We start from the raw sequence: 15,351 nt of genomic DNA, 5'->3' as shown, positions 1-15,351 counted from the left end.
AAAAACGCCGCCGGTTTCCTGAACCACCGGCGGCGCGATCGCGCCTCAGGCGCTGCGGCGCGGGTTGGTCAGGCCGAAGTTAAAGCTGTTGCAACGGTTGCAGAACTCTTTCATCACCGGCGGCGTATCCATCATCGGCACTTTCACCTCGATAAACGCCAGCCGATCCTGCCGCGAGGCGTGTTCCAGGGCCATTTCCAGCTGCTGCGTGGTTTCCACTGCCACGCTGAACGGCTGCGCCTGGGTATTCAGCACCGCCGGCAGTTTGGCATAGTCCCACGGGCTGATGTCGTTGTAGGACGAGTTTTCGCCGAGGATATAACGTTCGATGGTGTAGCCATCGTTATTGATCAGGAAGATGATCGGCTTTTGTTCGCAGCGCAGCAGGGTAGACACTTCCTGCGCGGTGAGCTGGAAGGAGCCGTCGCCGATGAACAGCAGGTGACGGCGCTCCGGCGCTGCCATCAGGGTGCCGAGCAGCGCCGGCAGGGTATAACCGATCGAGCCCCAAATCGGTTGGTTGACCACCTTGACGCCGCCCGGCATACGCATGCCGCCGATGGCGGCGCCTGAGGTGCCGTTTTCCACCACCACCACGTCATCCGCCTGGATGAAGCGTTGGATGCGTCGCCACAGATAGGCCTGGTCGATAGGCGCGTCGCTCGGCGTCACCAGCTTCTCACGGGGATCGGCCAGCGGCGATAAACGCTGCGCCGGCGCGTCTTCGCTCAGATCCAGCAGCGCCTGCAGCAGATCCGTCGTCGCCACCGCCGGGTAGGAGGTATTGTCCAGCTTCAGCGAGAACGGCTGGATATCCACCTGAGCGGCGACGGGAATTTGCTGCGAGAAATAACCGGTGGTGGAGTCTACCAGACGTACGCCGAAGCTCAGCACGCAGTCTGAGTGGGCCATGCGTTCATACAGTTCGGGACGCGACAGGTTGCCGCTGTAGCCGCCCATCCAACCGGCGGTATCTTCCGGAATAATGCATTTGGCGGTCGGCATATTGGTCAACGGAATGGCAAAACGATGAGCGACGGCGATAACCTGCTGCTGCAGCTGATAGCGATCCACCATTTGGTCGACCAACATGATCGGACGCTGTGCGCGTTTTATTTTGGTTAACAGCGCCATCGCCGCTAATTGCACATTGTATTTATCGCTGGCCGGCAACTGCGGCGCCGCTGCGGCTGCGGCGACTTCAATTTCGACGTCGCAAATATCGGAAGGCAGCTGTAAATAGACCGGTTTCTTCTCTATCCAGGCGCGGGAAATAACGCGTGGGATTTCCTGCGCGGCATTTTCCGGCGTAATCAAAGCTTGAGCAACGGTGAATTGTTTAAAACAGTTCATGACGTTGTCGAAATTGCCGTCGCCCAAGGTATGGTGCAATAGCTGATGATTCTTCATCGCGTGCAGCGGCGGCGTGCCGGCGATGCAGACCACCGGCGAGGATTCGGCATAGGCTCCGGCGATGCCGGACAACGCGGCCAGATCGCCGACGCCGTAGGTGACGATCAGCGCGCCGGCGCCCTTCATTCGGGCGTAGCCGTCGGCGGCGTAGGAGGCGTTCAATTCATTGCAGTTGCCGATAAACGCCAGCCGGTCGTCGCTTTCCAGCAGCTCCAGCAGGCTGAGGTTATAGTCGCCGGGCACGCCGTAAATACGATCGACGTTCAGGGCGTGAAGCTGTTGCAGAATGAATGACCCGATAGTTATTTTCATTGATTGCTCCGGATTATTTATCTTTATTTTGTCAGGCGAAAATCAGCAAAAATAAATTGCTGGCGATGTTGTGTCGTTAGCTTTAACAGTTATTTAAAGCGTCCACTTGTTCAAGATAGGGTTGGCAGCCGGTAAATTGGCGCTTTGTATTCGGCGCTTTACGCGATTGAGTAATACATAAAAAGTAGGGTTATTGCGTGTTGGCGTGCAGCGGTATTTTTCCTTGATGGAATATCGACAGAGAAATGGCGGCATGTCGGCATTTATCATAATGCAGGGGGAGTTACCCGGTACTTTTGACGCCGCGTTAAATCCTGCCTGGCGACACCCGGCAGTGAGTCTGAGAAAGAAAAACCGACGCTGACGTAAAGGGGGATTTTGGTGATCCGCCGCACGCTTATTTCAAGAAACCATCCTGTAACCAATTAAAAACAAAAAATTAACAACGATTGTTTTTTAGTCGTCGGTTTTCGTCAGCTTTGCTTTACGGGGCCGCAGTGCGCGTCACGTCGGGCCGGCGTTAAAATATGCCGTCACGGGCGCTAATATAACGTGGTGGCCATCACATTCCGTGGGAACTGATACGTAAACTTTTCTCTACGTGCGCGCAGATGGCGTATACCTACCAGAGAGGGCGGTGCCCCAGTGGCACAGGCTGACGGGGGGAAGAGCGATGAAAAGCTATCGACATATTCTGGTACTGATTCACGATGAGCGCGATGGGCTGCTGCTATTGCGTCAAACGGTGGCGATGGTGCGCGGGCTGCCGATCGCCATCACCGTTGGCCACCTTAACGCCGACTATGCGGAGCTGGAGTACGGCAGCGATGCGCTGGTCAAAGACCGCCAGGCGCAGGAGGTGATTGCCGCCAAGGCGATGCTGAGCCGGTTGGTGAGCGCCGTCGATGCGCCGGTTGCGGTCAAGGAAATCGTCACCATCCGGCGCTTTAAGGACGTCAGCGATTTCATTCATCAGGCCGATATCGATCTGGTGGTGGTCGGGCACCAAAACCGCCTGTTCGGTCTCTATTCCTCTTATTCCCTGGAGTTTGTGAACCGTCTCGATGTCGATGTGTTGGTCAAGCACCTTGCCCGTGAGTAGCGTGCGACAAAGCGGACTTTTCCCACGGCTTTGCCGCTCGAAAGGCGATAGCATAGGGGAAACCGGTGCAACCTGTTAAAAAATATTGGGAATTTTCCGGTGCTAAACTTAACCAAAGCACAACGGGCGTTGGATAAATTAGATACAGCTTGATCTTGCCTGGGCTATCGGTAAGAATCTTCGGCCGTATTTTTACAGGAGCTTTACGATGTTTCTCAAACGGACTCTTTTGGCATGTTCTCTGGCGTTGATATTTCCTGCACTGCCTTCTTACGCTGAGGTTGGTACAGAAAGTGGCAATACCGCGCAGGCTGAAAAACCGGGTCTATGGCAGCGGTTTACCCATAACGTAGCGGAGACCTGGAACAACTCGCCTAACCACGATCTCTATATCCCGGCCATCACCTGGCACAACCGTTGGACTTACGATGATGAACATATCGATAAGTACAACGAGCGTCCGTGGGGCGCCGGTTACGGCATCTCCCGCTACGACAGCGACGGTGACTGGCACGGCATCTACATCATGGCGTTCAAGGATTCCTTCAACAAGTGGGAGCCGATCGGCGGCTACGCCTACGAGAAGATCTGGCGCCCGCTGGATGACAAGGATTTCCGCCTGGGGCTGGGCTTCACTGCCAGCGTCACCGCGCGTGACAACTGGAAATACATTCCTGTTCCGGCGCCGCTGCCGCTGGCCTCTATCGGCTATCAGCGGCTGACGTTCCAGGCGACCTACATTCCCGGCACCTATAACAACGGCAACGTGTTCTTCGCCTGGCTGCGCTGGCAGTTCTAAACTTCCTGAATTCCGAAAAACGGCGCGGTGGCGAGATAAAAGGAACTTGTCGCCGTCGGCGGCGTCGGAAGGGTATCCCGGCGCGCTGCGCCGATCGCATGCCGTTATTACAGGAGTTTCACCACTATGATCACCAAACATCGTTTACTGCTGGCCTTGGCGCTGTCCGCTACCCTGGCCAGCGGCGCCACCCAGGCCGCCGGGCTGATGGATTCCCTCAGCAGCGCGGCGGGCGAACTGAGCAAGTCGGGCGGCGACAGCAGCGGCGGCATGTCGCTCTCCTCGCTGACCGGCCTGCTGAACGGCGGCGACAAGGCGTTGAGCTCCAGCAGCATGACCAATGCCGCCGGTATCCTGCAGTACTGCGTGAAAAACAACGTGCTGTCGGCTAACGGCACCGAAGGGGTGAAAGATCAGTTGCTCAGCAAGCTGGGCATCACCAGCACCGAAAACGCCAAGAGCCAGGATTATCAGCAGGGTCTGGGCGGCTTGCTGCAGACCGGCGAAGGCAAGAGCCTGGATCTGAACAGCCTGGGCACCTCGCAGATCACCGAGAAGGTGAAGCAAAAAGCCTGCGATCTGGTGCTGAAGCAGGGCAAATCCTTTATTTCATGATGAGCGAACGGCGGAGTGCTCCGCCGTTCGTTTTTGCATAAGCTGGAAAAATGAAAAAAACGTTGATGCTTTCCCTGCTGGCAGGGATGACGATGTTGCAGGGGTGTTCCGTGAAATCCAACGATGCGCCGCCACCACCGCAGGTGAAACCGATCGGCATGGCGAACCCGGCCGACGTGTATTGCACCAAAATCGGCGGCAAGCTGAACGCCAAAGAGAATGCGGCAGGCCAGTATTCCACCTGTACCTTGCCGAATGGGCAGGAAATAGAAAGCTGGGAGCTGTTCCGGCGCGATCACCCGGTGAAAAAGTAATCCTCGCGGCGCCGGCTCTTCCGCTCGGCGCCCGATCAGAATTGGCGATCGCCTATCGACTGCAGCTGCAGACTGCCGTTCTTCTGTAGCGTCAGCGGCATGCGCCAATCGCTCTGTTTATCCAGGTTGAACGGCCGGGAGCGGAACATGCAGCCGGTCTTGATGTTCTTGATTTTCATGACGTGTTCCGCGTCCGCATTGATTTTTATCTCGAAGCTGCCGGCGGGGGGAATAAAGACTTCCGCCAGCTGCTGCGGCGCCGCCGGCGTTTCCAGCTTGACCAGCACCGCGAAATTGTTGCCCTGATTATCCAGCGTCAGCCGATGCAGACCGGTCGCGGGCAGCCTCGTCGGCTGATGCAGATAACCGGCTGAGGCGGGCCACGGCTGTCCGGCATTGTCGTGCAGCGGTCCACCGCACTCTTCACGCGCCTCGCGCAGCGGCATTTCGCGCTTGATAGCGCGGTTGTAATCGGTGGGGGCGGCGAGGCTGAACTCGTCATCATATTGGTGGGCGCGCAGATAGCGCTTGGCGCCGAGCACCGCGAGGGCGACCAGCATGAAGAACAAAAATATCCTCAGGCGATTTTTGAAAATCAGCCCGAACAGCTTCCCGGGGAGTTGAAACAGCCACCTTGCGATCGTCAATAACATCGTTTTCCCTTTACGCCCAAGCCGTTACGTCTGCGGTAACTTCGCCTGCCTCAGTATAGCCAAAGCGTTGCCTCCGGGCGGCATGCGCCATGAAATTCCTGTTTTTTACCCCAAACCTTCCTCTAACAGCAACAGCAGCAGGAAGCCGGCAAAGAACATCGCGGTGGCGAACGGGGTCTCTTTCCCGCCTTCATGCGCTTCGACCAGCAGCTCCTCGGTCACCAGGTAGAGCAGGGCGATCAGGCCAAAGGCCAAAAAGGCGGTCAGCCAAAATGTGCCCAGCATGGCCACCGGCGCCCCCAGCAGGCCACCGATGGGCAGCAGCAGCGCCAGGCCGACTATCGCCGCCATGGCACGCAGCCGCCTGCCGAGAAAGTCTTTCAAATCGCCGACGATCGATAATCCGAGGAACAGCACTTCCAGCGTTAACGCCAGCGTCAACAGCAGACCGGCTTTGGCGCCGGCCGCGAAGGCAATGCCCAGCACCAGCCCATCGATAAAGATATCGACGCCGACCGCGGCGATAAAACCGACCGGCCCCTGCGATTTTTCACCCAGCCGCCGAACCAGCAACATCAACAGCACCCCCACAGCGCCGCCCAGCAACACGGCCACAGGCGACTGCTGCTTGAGATCGGGCAGGATTTCGGTGGCGGCAGCGGCGAAAACGATGCCGGCGGTAAAGTGATGGATGACGCGCATCGTGGCGGCACCGGGGCGGCGATAGAGCGCCACCGCAGCGCCGACGACGGTGGCTGCGGCGGGAAACAGCGTATAAAGCACGGCGGAGGTCATCGCGTCATAATCCCTTATTGGTGATGTCGCTTTGAGTCTAGACGAGCGCCGCCGCTTAGGCGTGGCGAAAAAAGTGATTGTTCGATTGTGTACGTTTATGTACATTTGTGATCACTTCAGCGCCACCGGATCCACGCGATGTCCAAACTGTTACCGAATGAACGCCACCAGGCCATTCTCGACACGCTTCGCCAACAGGGGCGGGTACTGGCCCTGGAGATGGCGCAGCGGCTGAATACTACCGAAGCCACCATCCGCCGCGATCTGCGCCAGCTGGCGGCGCAGAACCTGTGCAAACGTATCTATGGCGGTGCGCTGGCGCCGACGCCGGCCGAAGGCCCCGTTGCGGCGCGCATGACGCTCAGCGGCGATGAGAAACTGGCGCTGGCGCAGACCGCGCTGGGGGTGATTGGCGAAGAACAGCTGATTTTCCTCGATGCCGGCAGCACCCACCTGCATTTGGCGGAGCTGTTGCCACGCGATCGGCGTTTGACGGTGGTGACCAATGCGTTGAGCATCGCCGGTAAAATGCTGGAGCGGCCGGGGATCCGCACCATCCTGATCGGCGGCGAGCTGGATGCGCAGGTCGGTGGCTGCGTGGACACCAAGGCGGCGGAAGAGATCGACGGTTTCCATTTCGATCTGGTGTTCACCGGCATCTGCGCCTACGACCCGGCCGGCGGTTTTTCGGCGCTGAGCTATCAGGACGCCACGTTCAAAAAGCGGTTGCTGACGCGCGCCGGCAGCGTGGCGGTGCTGTGTACCCGCGACAAACTCAATACCTATGCCCCTTACCCCTTCCTGCCCGCCGGGCGGGTGGATCATCTGGTGACGGCTCGCGGCGCGCACCCTCAGCTTGAGCTGCAGGTGGCGCAGGGCGGCGGCCAGGTCTGGCACAGCGACTTATCGACCGGAGAATGATGATGAAAATTGCCCATGTTGCCCTGTGGACCCAGGACATCGACGCGCAGCTGGCGTTCTGGCAGCGCTATTTCAACGGTGAAGCGGGGGAGGAGTATGTCAGCCGCAACCGGCCGGGGTTCGTTTCACGTTTCGTCAGCCTGGCGGCCGGGCCGTCGCTGGAGATCATGCGCGTGCCGACGCTGTTGCCGGCGCAGGCGCAGGAGCAGGAGGAGCGGGTCGGTTGGGCGCACATCGCGCTGTCGCTGGGGGATGAGCGGCAGGTCGATAGGCTGGCGCAGCGCGCACAGCAGGAGGGCATTTTGCTGTCCGCGCCGCGCTGGACCGGCGACGGCTTCTATGAGGCCGTCATTCGCGATCCGGACGGCAACGCGATCGAAATTACCGCCTGATCACTCTTCTTCGATGCTGGCGAACTGCTCACCCAGATAGTCGAGCAGCAGCCGCACCGCCGGCAGCAGGCCGCGGCGCGACGGGTAGACTGCGTGCACCACGCCGCCCTGCGGCTGCCAGCCCGGCAACAGTTGCACCAGCTCGCCGCGCAGCATGTCGTCGCGCATCATCATCGCCGGTAGCTGAACGATGCCGGCGCCGGCGATGGCGGCGGTGCGCAGCATCAGCATGTCGTCGGTGACCAGCCGCGGCGTGTGTTCCCACTCTACCCGTTCACCCTGTGGGCCGGTCAACCGCCATTGGTGCTGACCGCGCGCCGGGCCGAGATCGAGCGTCGGGTATTTACGCAGGTCTTCCGGCGTGTGCGCCGGCCCGAGGGTGCGCACCAGCGCCGGGCTGGCGGCGACGCACCAGGTGCGCTGCGCCAGGATCTTCAGCACCAGATCGCTGTCTTCCAGCGGCGGCGGCCGCACGCGGATCGCCAGATCCAGCCCTTCCCCCACCACGTCCACCCGGCGGTTGGTGGCTTCCAGATGTACCGTCACCTTGGGGTAATCGGCCATAAAAGCCGCCACCATGCTGCCGACGCGGGTGTGCAAGATCGCCACCGGGCAGGACATGCGCACCGTGCCGCAGGGCTCGGCGCGGGTCTGCTCGATCGCTTGCTGCGCCGCTTCCGCTTCCACCAGCATCGCCTTGCAGTGTGCGTAATAGGTTTGGCCGACCTCGGTCACCGAGAAACGCCGCGTCGAGCGCTGGATCAGGCGCACGCCCAACCGCTCCTCCAGCAGCGCCACGCGGCGGCTGAGCTTGGATTTGGGAATGCCCAGCGCCCGGCCGGCGGGGGCGAATCCCTGGTGATCGACCACGCTGGCAAAGAAAAACAGATCGTTCAGATCGGTCAGCATCGTATCCCTTATCGTTCTACCAGTAGAACGCTGAGTGTACATCTTGCCTACTACTGCAGCAAACCCCGACGGATTAAACTTCTGACATCAACTTAAGGCCGTGAGGCCTGAAACGGGAGTTCAAGATGAAAAAAATCCTCGGTATTCACAACAGCCCGGAAGCACATTGGGTCGGTAACGGTTTCCTGGTGAATTCGCTGTTCTCTTATAACGATTTGGGGGCGGAAATGAGCCCGTTCCTGCTGCTGGATCACGCGGCGCCAACCAAATTCCGTTCCGCCTCCGGCACCCGCGGCGTGGGTCAGCACCCGCATCGCGGGTTTGAAACGGTGACCATCGTCTATCAGGGCGAAGTGGAACACCGCGACTCGACCGGCAGCGGCGGGGTGATTGGCCCCGGCGACGTCCAGTGGATGACCGCCGCCTCCGGCATTCTGCACGAAGAGTTCCATTCACGGGATTTCTCGCGCAAGGGCGGCACCATGGAAATGGTGCAGCTGTGGGTCAACCTGCCGGCCAAAGACAAAATGGCCGAGCCGGGTTACCAGACGCTGTTGAACGCCGATATTCCGGTGGTTCCGCTGGCGGACGGCGCAGGGCAGGTGCGGGTGATCGCCGGTGACTTTGGCGGCCACGCCGGCCCGGCACGCACTTTCAGCCCGCTCAACGTGTGGGACATGAAGCTGAATGCCGGCCACACCACCACGCTGACGGTGAAAGAAGGCCATACGCTGGCGCTGGTGATGCTGCACGGTGCCATCCTGGTCAACGGCGAAGACGTGGTGCGCGAAACCCAAATGGTGCGTTTCGACCGGGCGGGGGATTCGATCACTATCGAAGCCAACAACGACGTCGCGCTGCTGGTGCTGAGCGGCGAACCGATCGATGAGCCTATCGTCGGCTACGGCCCGTTCGTTATGAACAGCGACGCGGAAATCCAGCAGGCGTTCCGCGATTTCAACAGCGGCAAGTTCGGCAGCATGAACGCCGAAGCGACCGTCGGTTGACCTTGGCGCCTGGGGCGGGACGTGTTCCCCGGCTCAGGCGCTACACTTAAACCTCGACGTCCCGCTCAGGCGGGGCGTTTCATCCGCAACATCAACCCCCACAGGAGTAAAACCATGACTGCAAATTACAAACGCCTCGACAAGGACCAGGCCGCCGTATTGCTGGTGGATCATCAGGCAGGGCTGCTTTCGCTGGTGCGCGATATCGATCCCGATCGGTTTAAAAACAACGTGCTGGCGCTGGGTGATTTAGCGAAGTACTTCAATCTGCCGACCATTCTCACCACCAGTTTCGAAAACGGCCCCAACGGTCCGCTGGTGCCTGAACTGAAAGCCCAATTCCCCGATGCTCCCTTCATTCCTCGCCCTGGCCAAATCAACGCCTGGGATAACGACGACTTCGTCAAGGCGGTAAAAGCCACCGGCCGCAAGCAGCTGATCATCGCCGGCGTAGTGACCGAAGTGTGCGTGGCATTCCCGGCGCTGTCTGCGCTCAATGAAGGTTTCGAGGTCTTTGTGGTGACCGACGCCTCCGGCACCTTCAATGAGCTGACGCGTCAGTCGGCCTGGAGCCGCATGGAAGCCGCCGGCGCGCAGTTGATGACCTGGTTCGGCGTCGCCTGCGAGCTGCACCGCGACTGGCGCAATGACATCGAAGGGCTGGGCGCGCTGTTCTCCAACCATATCCCGGACTACCGCAACCTGATGACCAGCTATAACACGCTGACGAACGGTAAGTAACGCGACGGCCCTTTACCCAACCTTTCGCCTTTCATCACGTTAGACGCGGGATGTAAGCAAAACGTAGCGGGGCGAAAAGGTAGCGAAAAGCGGCTTTCTCATGGGCCGGGGGCGGGGTAGCGTAATCCCGAACCCGGCAAATGAGGCTAATTCAATGAAACAAGCAATCAAGATCCTGGCGCTGCCCTGCATGGGCATGGCGCTGTTGTTCAGCGCGAGCGCGATGTCGGCCCCCGAGGCGCCTGCGGCCAAAGCGTTGCCGCCTGTGGCGGATGAACCGATGCGCATGCCGCCTTTCCCGGGGGGGCACCCGCCCAAACCGGGGTTCTGCCACGGCGGCGAACTGTTCTGCGCCACCTCGGCCAGCGACAATCCGGTGGAAACCATCAACAAACTGACGGCGGTGATCCCGGCGGGTAACGCCAAGCATTACGAGGTGCGCGTCGCGGTGGTAGCCGTGCCTGACGCCCCGCCTGCGCGTTAACGGGCCACATCATCCCGCTCTGGTTCGCATGCCCAAGGCGCGTTAGGCTAAGGCGAGCGTTTATCGGGAGGCGGGATGACCCTTTTAGCACAACTGCCTTATCTCCAGCCCGGCGATCGCGCGCTGTTGTTCGACGGCGAATGCAATCTGTGTCACGGGCTGGTGAGATACCTTATTCGCGCCGATCGGCAGCGGCGCATTCTATTGGCGACGGTGCAATCCGTCGAAGGGCAGGCGATCCTGCAGGCGCTGGGATTGCCGACCGATCGTTTCGATTCCGTGGTTTATATTGAGCAGGGGCGCTGTTGGCTGCGTTCGGCGGCGTTGTTTCGGGCGCTGCGCCAATTGGGATGGCCGTACCGCGCGCTGGCGCTGGTGCGTTACCTGCCGCCGCGACTGGCGGACAAGGTCTATGATGCGGTCGCCGGCAATCGCTACCGGCTGTTTGGTCGCAACGATGGCACCGGTTTGCCGGGCGCCGACCAGCCCGGGCGCTATCTGCCCCGGCGGCAGGAACCGCCGGCCTGAGCTTTACGCTTCTTTACCATCCAACCGCTTGAAATATCAACACTCCAGCTCCATATAATGGAACGTTTAGCCAACAAGGAGCGCGTATGGGAATCAGTGAAGAAGAGCACATCCGCCGTTTGACCCAGGAGAAGAACGACATGGGCAATACGGCGAAATGGGTGGCGATCGTTTCCGCCGTGTACTTTGCCTTGATGGTGTTTTACGGCCATCCGACCGGCGTATTGGCGATGTCGGGCGCGGTGTTCATCGTGTCTACCACCACCTGGCTGAAAAAGCGTCAGAAGGTCAAGTCTTACCGCATGGCGTTGGCCAAAATCAGCGACGATCAGCCCTGATAGTCGCCGCGCTTTAGCGTATACACCAGGCTCGGCGCTGCGCCGGGCACGTCATCCAGCGTATCCACCCGCCGTAAACCGACCTTTTCCAGCACCCGCCACGAAGCCTGATTCTCCGCGCGCACAATGGCGGAAATTTCACCCACTTCCAGCCCGATAAAGCCGTACTGCAGTGAAGCCCACGCCATCTCGGTGGCCAGCCCCATGCCCCACACCCGGGTATCGAAGCGATAGCCGAGGTTAACGGTGCGCTGCGCGCCGAGCGGTTTCCAGGACAAGCCGCCAAAGCCGATAACCCAATCCGGCCGTTCGCGCAGGGCGATCGCCCAGGAGCCGTAACCGTGCTGCCGCCAGCCGGCGAGCCGATCCTGCAGCGCCGAGGCGGCCTGCGCTTCGCTGGTCAGCGGGCCGGCGGGGTTGAAGCGTTGGGTTTGCGGATCGCCAAAGATGGCGTAGAAACGTTCGAGGTCCGCCATTACCGGCGGCCGCATCTGCAGGCGTTCGCTGAAGAAGGGGGATGAAGGATTAAAGCTCGGCATCGTTTCTCCCGGCCGGATAAATGAACAGCGTTCACTGTAGTCCAGATCGGCGAAACGGGAAATCCCCCTCTCCAGGTGAGAGGGGGAGAGGGCATTACAGGAAGGAGTCGTCGTCGTCGTTGTAATCGTCGTCGGCGTAGTCCGTGTCGTCCTGATAGTTGGCGTTCTGGAAGCCGTTGTCCTGGTTGAGGAAGCTGCCGCCGTCGCCGTTGTTGAAGGTATCAAGGTTGTTGGAGGCGTCGAAATTACGCATCGCGCTGTCGTCCAGCGGCGCCGGGGTTTCTTCGATAATATTCACGATTTCCTGCGGCTGCGAATGGCGGAACATGCCGGTCAGCATGTCGGCCAATACCACGCCGCCGGCGACGCCCGCCGCCGTTTGCAAGGCGCCGCCCAGGAAGCCGCCGGCGCGTGAAGGCGCCGCCTGCTGCGGTTGGGCATAGGCAGGTTGCTGCGGCTGCGCGTAGCCCCCCTGCTGCGCGTTGTTCCAGGCCGCCGTATTTTGCTGCTGCGCCTGGTACTGTTCACGCGGGCTCGGCGTATTGCGGCTGCCGCCGCCGAACAGGCCGGCCAGGAAACCACCGCTGCTTTGCTGGCCGTTGGCGGTTTGCTGCAGCTGCGCGACCTGGGCTTCCAGCTCTTTGACGCGCTGGTCCATCTGCTTGAGCGCCGCTTCCTGAATGATCATCGCCTGCGCCATGTAATAAGGGGCGGAAGGCTGCTCGCGAATATGCTGATTGATTTGCTGTTCTGCCTGGAGATCCCGTGGGCCCGTCTTGGTCTCGGCTTCTTTCAGGCGGCCAAACAGACCATCGATAAGGCGTTGTTCTTCGGATTGCATAGGCGTACCTCGGGAGATAAATAACGGTGCTGGATGATGACTATCATCGGTAACAATCACCCTAGCGCGTTTACATGAACCAATAAATAAATGGCGGGTAAACCTGTCTATGAATTTGTTACCAATTACGGCAGCGGGATCAGCATCACCAGCTTCAGACCGCCGTGTTCCGCCGGGTGGAAGGTGAGCTGGCGATAGCGCAGCGCGCCTTGCTGAGGATGTTCGAACGCTCTTTCGCCGCCTTCGCGCGCCATCACGTCATGCTGTTTCCACCAGTGATTAAAGTCCGTGCTGTTGTGCGTCATGTTGCGCACGAAGGCGCGCATCTCTTCGGTGTTTTGATGATGGCTGGTCTCGGCGCGAAACTCGGCCACCACGCGGCGAGCGCGTTCCTCCCAATCGCTGACCAGCGTTTTTGCCAATGGGTGGAAGAACATAAAGTGCAGCAGGTTGGGGCTGCTGGCCACATCCAGCCAGCCGCTGAACAACGCCGCCGCCTGTGGGTTCCAGGCGACGACGTTCCAGGTCACGTCCAGCAGGTAGCAGGGCACCGTCATTTGGTGCACGCTCTGCAGCACCGCGTCATTGGCGGTTTCGCGGTGCGTTTCCAGCTCGGGGTCGGCGATGCGCGCCAGGGTAAACAGGTAGTGGCGCTCTGCCGGGCCGAGCCGCAGCGCCTTGGCGATGCGTGCCAGCGTGTAGGGGGAAATGGATACCTCGCGGCCCTGTTCGATCCAGGTATACCAGGTGGCGCTGATGCCGCTGATTTGCGCCAGTTCTTCGCGGCGCAGGCCGCTGGTGCGGCGGCGCGAAGAGCTGGGCAGGCCGATCATTTCCGGCGTGATGCGTTCGCGGTGCGTGCGCAGAAATGCGCCGAGGGCTTTTGGCCCGGATAAGGCTTCTGATGACATAGCATGGTACCTATTTATACCAGGATAACTGCTCATATTGTACCCGTATAGTAGCCTGATTATAGTAGCCAAAAGCCTTCAGGCACAGGCGCAAGCCGGATAATAACAGGAGCAAACATGAGCAACAGCAACAGCCATAAAAACGCGGTAGACCGGCAGTTCGGCGAGCAGGCCAACGCCTATTTGAGCAGTGCGGTGCATGCGCAGGGCAAGGATTTGCAACGTCTCGCGCAGTTACTGGCGCCGTATGCCGACGCACGCCTGCTCGATCTGGGCTGCGGCGCCGGGCACGCCAGCTTCACGGCGGCGGCCAGGGTGGCGCAGGTGGTGGCCTACGATCTGTCGGCGCAAATGTTGGCGGTGGTGAAGCAGGCGGCGGCGGAAAAAGGCCTGGGCAACATTCAGCCGCAGCAGGGCGTGGCGGAGTCTTTACCCTTTGAGGACGCCAGCTTCGATCTGGTCATCAGCCGCTATTCGGCGCACCACTGGCACGATGTCGGCCAGGCGCTGCGTGAGGTCAGGCGGGTACTCAAGCCGGGCGGCAGGGCGATCTTCATGGACGTGGTCTCGCCGGGGCATCCGCTGCTGGATATCTACCTGCAAACCGTGGAAGTGCTGCGCGACACCTCACACGTGCGCAACTATGCGCCGGGTGAGTGGCTGGCGTTATTGACCGAAGCCGGGCTGGTGGTGCGCGAGGTGACGTCGGATCGGTTGATGCTGGAGTTCGGCAGCTGGGTGGCGCGCATGCGCACGCCGGCGCATTTCGTTACCGCGATCCGCGCGCTGCAGCAAAGCGTGTCGGAAGAGGTGGCAGCGCACTTCGCCATTCAGCCGGACGGCTCCTTTACCAGCGATATCATGATGTTTGAAGTGACGAAAGGCTGAAAGCAACGGGGCAGCCGATGAAGGCTGCCCCGTGAAACGCGATCGACTGCGATACGCTTATTTTTTGTCTTCCAGCAGGCAGCGGTAGATCAGGCCGCCGATAATGCCGCCGACCAGCGGCACCAGCCAGAATACCCACAGCTGCTGCAGCGCCCAGGTGCCCTGGAAGATCGCTACGCCGGTGCTGCGCGCCGGGTTGACGGAGGTGTTGGTCACCGGGATGCTGATCAGGTGGATCAGGGTCAGCGTCAAGCCGATCGCCAGCGGGGCAAAGCCTGCCGGCGCGCGCTTGTCGGTTACGCCATGGATAACGATCAGGAAGAAGGCCGTCAGCACCAGCTCAATCACGATGGCTGATTGCAGAGAATAACCGCCCGGTGAGTGTTCGCCGTAACCGTTGGAGGCGAAACCGCCTGTGGTGGCGTCGAAACCGGCTTTGCCGCTGGCGATCAGATACAGCACCGCCGCTGCGGCGATACCGCCGATCACCTGTGCGATCACGTAAGGGATCACGTCTTTCGCCGCGAAACGGCCGCCGGCGAATAAGCCGACGGTGATCGCCGGGTTAAAGTGCCCGCCGGAAATATGGCCGACGGCATAGGCCATCGTCACCACGGTCAGACCGAAAGCGAGCGCGACGCCGAGGAAACCAATACCCAGTTGTGGGAATGCCGCTGCTAATACTGCGCTACCACAACCACCAAACACCAACCAAAATGTGCCAAAAAATTCAGCAAAAAGTCGCTTTGACATAGATTCCATCCTGCGGAATTGACTAACGGGCGTTAGCACTAAAAACTATAGAACAGCTTTTTCAGTTCATGCAGATATTCTATAGAATTTTCTTAA

Annotated in this window: 20 protein-coding genes; 12 read left to right on the top strand and 8 right to left on the bottom strand. The window is 60.1% G+C overall.

The features are described 5' to 3' along the window. Positions 1-45: 45 nt before the first annotated feature. Positions 46-1,725: an alpha-keto acid decarboxylase family protein gene (locus FUU19_RS10275; RefSeq protein WP_173889192.1), complete on the bottom strand. Its 1,680-nt coding sequence runs from the start codon at positions 1,723-1,725 to the stop codon at positions 46-48. A gap of 673 nt (positions 1,726-2,398) precedes the next feature. Between FUU19_RS10275 and FUU19_RS10270 the strand changes: the two genes are divergently transcribed. The 4 genes from FUU19_RS10270 to FUU19_RS10255 all read left to right on the top strand — a co-directional run bounded on the left by FUU19_RS10270 (position 2,399) and on the right by FUU19_RS10255 (position 4,555). Beyond that, positions 2,399-2,827: an adenine nucleotide alpha hydrolase family protein gene (locus FUU19_RS10270; RefSeq protein ID WP_197833120.1), complete on the top strand. Its 429-nt coding sequence runs from the start codon at positions 2,399-2,401 to the stop codon at positions 2,825-2,827. A gap of 208 nt (positions 2,828-3,035) precedes the next feature. After that, entirely contained in the window at positions 3,036-3,626 is a 591-nt protein-coding gene (gene pagP / locus FUU19_RS10265) for a lipid IV(A) palmitoyltransferase PagP (RefSeq protein ID WP_141970761.1), read from the top strand. 126 nt (positions 3,627-3,752) lie between these two features. Further along, positions 3,753-4,241: a YjjA family protein gene (locus FUU19_RS10260; protein WP_148875740.1), complete on the top strand. Its 489-nt coding sequence runs from the start codon at positions 3,753-3,755 to the stop codon at positions 4,239-4,241. A 50-nt stretch (positions 4,242-4,291) separates the two neighbouring features. After that, positions 4,292-4,555: a putative hemolysin gene (locus FUU19_RS10255; RefSeq protein WP_019454261.1), complete on the top strand. Its 264-nt coding sequence runs from the start codon at positions 4,292-4,294 to the stop codon at positions 4,553-4,555. A gap of 35 nt (positions 4,556-4,590) precedes the next feature. Here the strand turns inward: FUU19_RS10255 and FUU19_RS10250 are convergent, their stop codons facing one another. Next, positions 4,591-5,208 (bottom strand): hypothetical protein, encoded by a 618-nt coding sequence (locus FUU19_RS10250; RefSeq protein ID WP_230490050.1) that lies wholly within the window; start codon positions 5,206-5,208, stop codon positions 4,591-4,593. A 105-nt stretch (positions 5,209-5,313) separates the two neighbouring features. Further along, positions 5,314-6,003, bottom strand: a complete 690-nt coding sequence (locus FUU19_RS10245; protein WP_197833116.1) for a ZIP family metal transporter — start codon at positions 6,001-6,003, stop codon at positions 5,314-5,316. Positions 6,004-6,141: 138 nt separating this feature from the next. Here FUU19_RS10245 and FUU19_RS10240 point away from each other — a divergent pair, with 138 nt between their 5' ends. Both FUU19_RS10240 and FUU19_RS10235 read left to right on the top strand, forming a co-directional pair. Next, positions 6,142-6,924, top strand: coding sequence for a DeoR/GlpR family DNA-binding transcription regulator (locus FUU19_RS10240; RefSeq protein ID WP_230490051.1), 783 nt, complete (start codon positions 6,142-6,144; stop codon positions 6,922-6,924). Positions 6,925-6,926: 2 nt separating this feature from the next. Next, positions 6,927-7,316 carry a VOC family protein gene (locus FUU19_RS10235; protein ID WP_197833114.1) on the top strand — a complete coding sequence of 130 codons (390 nt, stop codon included), beginning with the start codon at positions 6,927-6,929 and terminating at the stop codon, positions 7,314-7,316. Here the strand turns inward: FUU19_RS10235 and FUU19_RS10230 are convergent, their stop codons facing one another. Further along, positions 7,317-8,225 (bottom strand): LysR family transcriptional regulator, encoded by a 909-nt coding sequence (locus FUU19_RS10230; RefSeq protein ID WP_033634044.1) that lies wholly within the window; start codon positions 8,223-8,225, stop codon positions 7,317-7,319. A gap of 125 nt (positions 8,226-8,350) precedes the next feature. Here FUU19_RS10230 and FUU19_RS10225 point away from each other — a divergent pair, with 125 nt between their 5' ends. The 5 genes from FUU19_RS10225 (at position 8,351) to FUU19_RS10205 (ending at position 11,323) form a co-directional block, all read left to right on the top strand. Beyond that, entirely contained in the window at positions 8,351-9,232 is an 882-nt protein-coding gene (locus tag FUU19_RS10225) for a pirin family protein (protein ID WP_141970749.1), read from the top strand. A 114-nt stretch (positions 9,233-9,346) separates the two neighbouring features. Then, entirely contained in the window at positions 9,347-9,973 is a 627-nt protein-coding gene (ycaC, locus tag FUU19_RS10220) for an isochorismate family cysteine hydrolase YcaC (RefSeq protein WP_025301704.1), read from the top strand. 154 nt (positions 9,974-10,127) lie between these two features. After that, positions 10,128-10,457 (top strand): hypothetical protein, encoded by a 330-nt coding sequence (locus tag FUU19_RS10215; protein ID WP_230490052.1) that lies wholly within the window; start codon positions 10,128-10,130, stop codon positions 10,455-10,457. Between the two features lie 75 nt (positions 10,458-10,532). Further along, positions 10,533-10,985, top strand: coding sequence for a thiol-disulfide oxidoreductase DCC family protein (locus FUU19_RS10210; protein WP_141970746.1), 453 nt, complete (start codon positions 10,533-10,535; stop codon positions 10,983-10,985). A gap of 86 nt (positions 10,986-11,071) precedes the next feature. Next, entirely contained in the window at positions 11,072-11,323 is a 252-nt protein-coding gene (locus FUU19_RS10205; protein ID WP_025301707.1) for a hypothetical protein, read from the top strand. Here FUU19_RS10205 and FUU19_RS10200 read toward each other — a convergent pair. The 3 genes from FUU19_RS10200 to FUU19_RS10190 form a co-directional block, all read right to left on the bottom strand. Beyond that, the gene (locus FUU19_RS10200; RefSeq protein ID WP_141970744.1) at positions 11,314-11,862 is read right to left on the bottom strand and encodes a GNAT family N-acetyltransferase; all 549 of its coding nucleotides are present in this window, start codon (positions 11,860-11,862) and stop codon (positions 11,314-11,316) included. The genes FUU19_RS10205 and FUU19_RS10200 overlap by 10 nt on opposite strands. A gap of 94 nt (positions 11,863-11,956) precedes the next feature. Continuing rightward, positions 11,957-12,703, bottom strand: a complete 747-nt coding sequence (locus FUU19_RS10195) for a DUF2076 domain-containing protein (RefSeq protein WP_141970741.1) — start codon at positions 12,701-12,703, stop codon at positions 11,957-11,959. Between the two features lie 125 nt (positions 12,704-12,828). Further along, on the bottom strand, positions 12,829-13,614 hold the full coding sequence (locus FUU19_RS10190; RefSeq protein WP_230490053.1) for a helix-turn-helix transcriptional regulator: 786 nt from the start codon (positions 13,612-13,614) through the stop codon (positions 12,829-12,831). A 117-nt stretch (positions 13,615-13,731) separates the two neighbouring features. Between FUU19_RS10190 and FUU19_RS10185 the strand changes: the two genes are divergently transcribed. Further along, positions 13,732-14,502 carry a class I SAM-dependent methyltransferase gene (locus FUU19_RS10185; RefSeq protein WP_141970737.1) on the top strand — a complete coding sequence of 257 codons (771 nt, stop codon included), beginning with the start codon at positions 13,732-13,734 and terminating at the stop codon, positions 14,500-14,502. Positions 14,503-14,559: 57 nt separating this feature from the next. On the opposite strand, the gene aqpZ is transcribed toward FUU19_RS10185, so the two are convergent. After that, positions 14,560-15,255: an aquaporin Z gene (aqpZ, locus tag FUU19_RS10180; RefSeq protein WP_033647364.1), complete on the bottom strand. Its 696-nt coding sequence runs from the start codon at positions 15,253-15,255 to the stop codon at positions 14,560-14,562. Positions 15,256-15,351 lie beyond the last annotated feature (96 nt).

Origin of the sequence: Serratia montpellierensis (assembly GCF_020858655.1) — a bacterium.
GTDB lineage: Bacteria > Pseudomonadota > Gammaproteobacteria > Enterobacterales > Enterobacteriaceae > Serratia > Serratia montpellierensis.
Note: the sequence above shows the minus strand (reverse complement) of the source record. Positions and strands in the feature narration are given on the sequence as shown.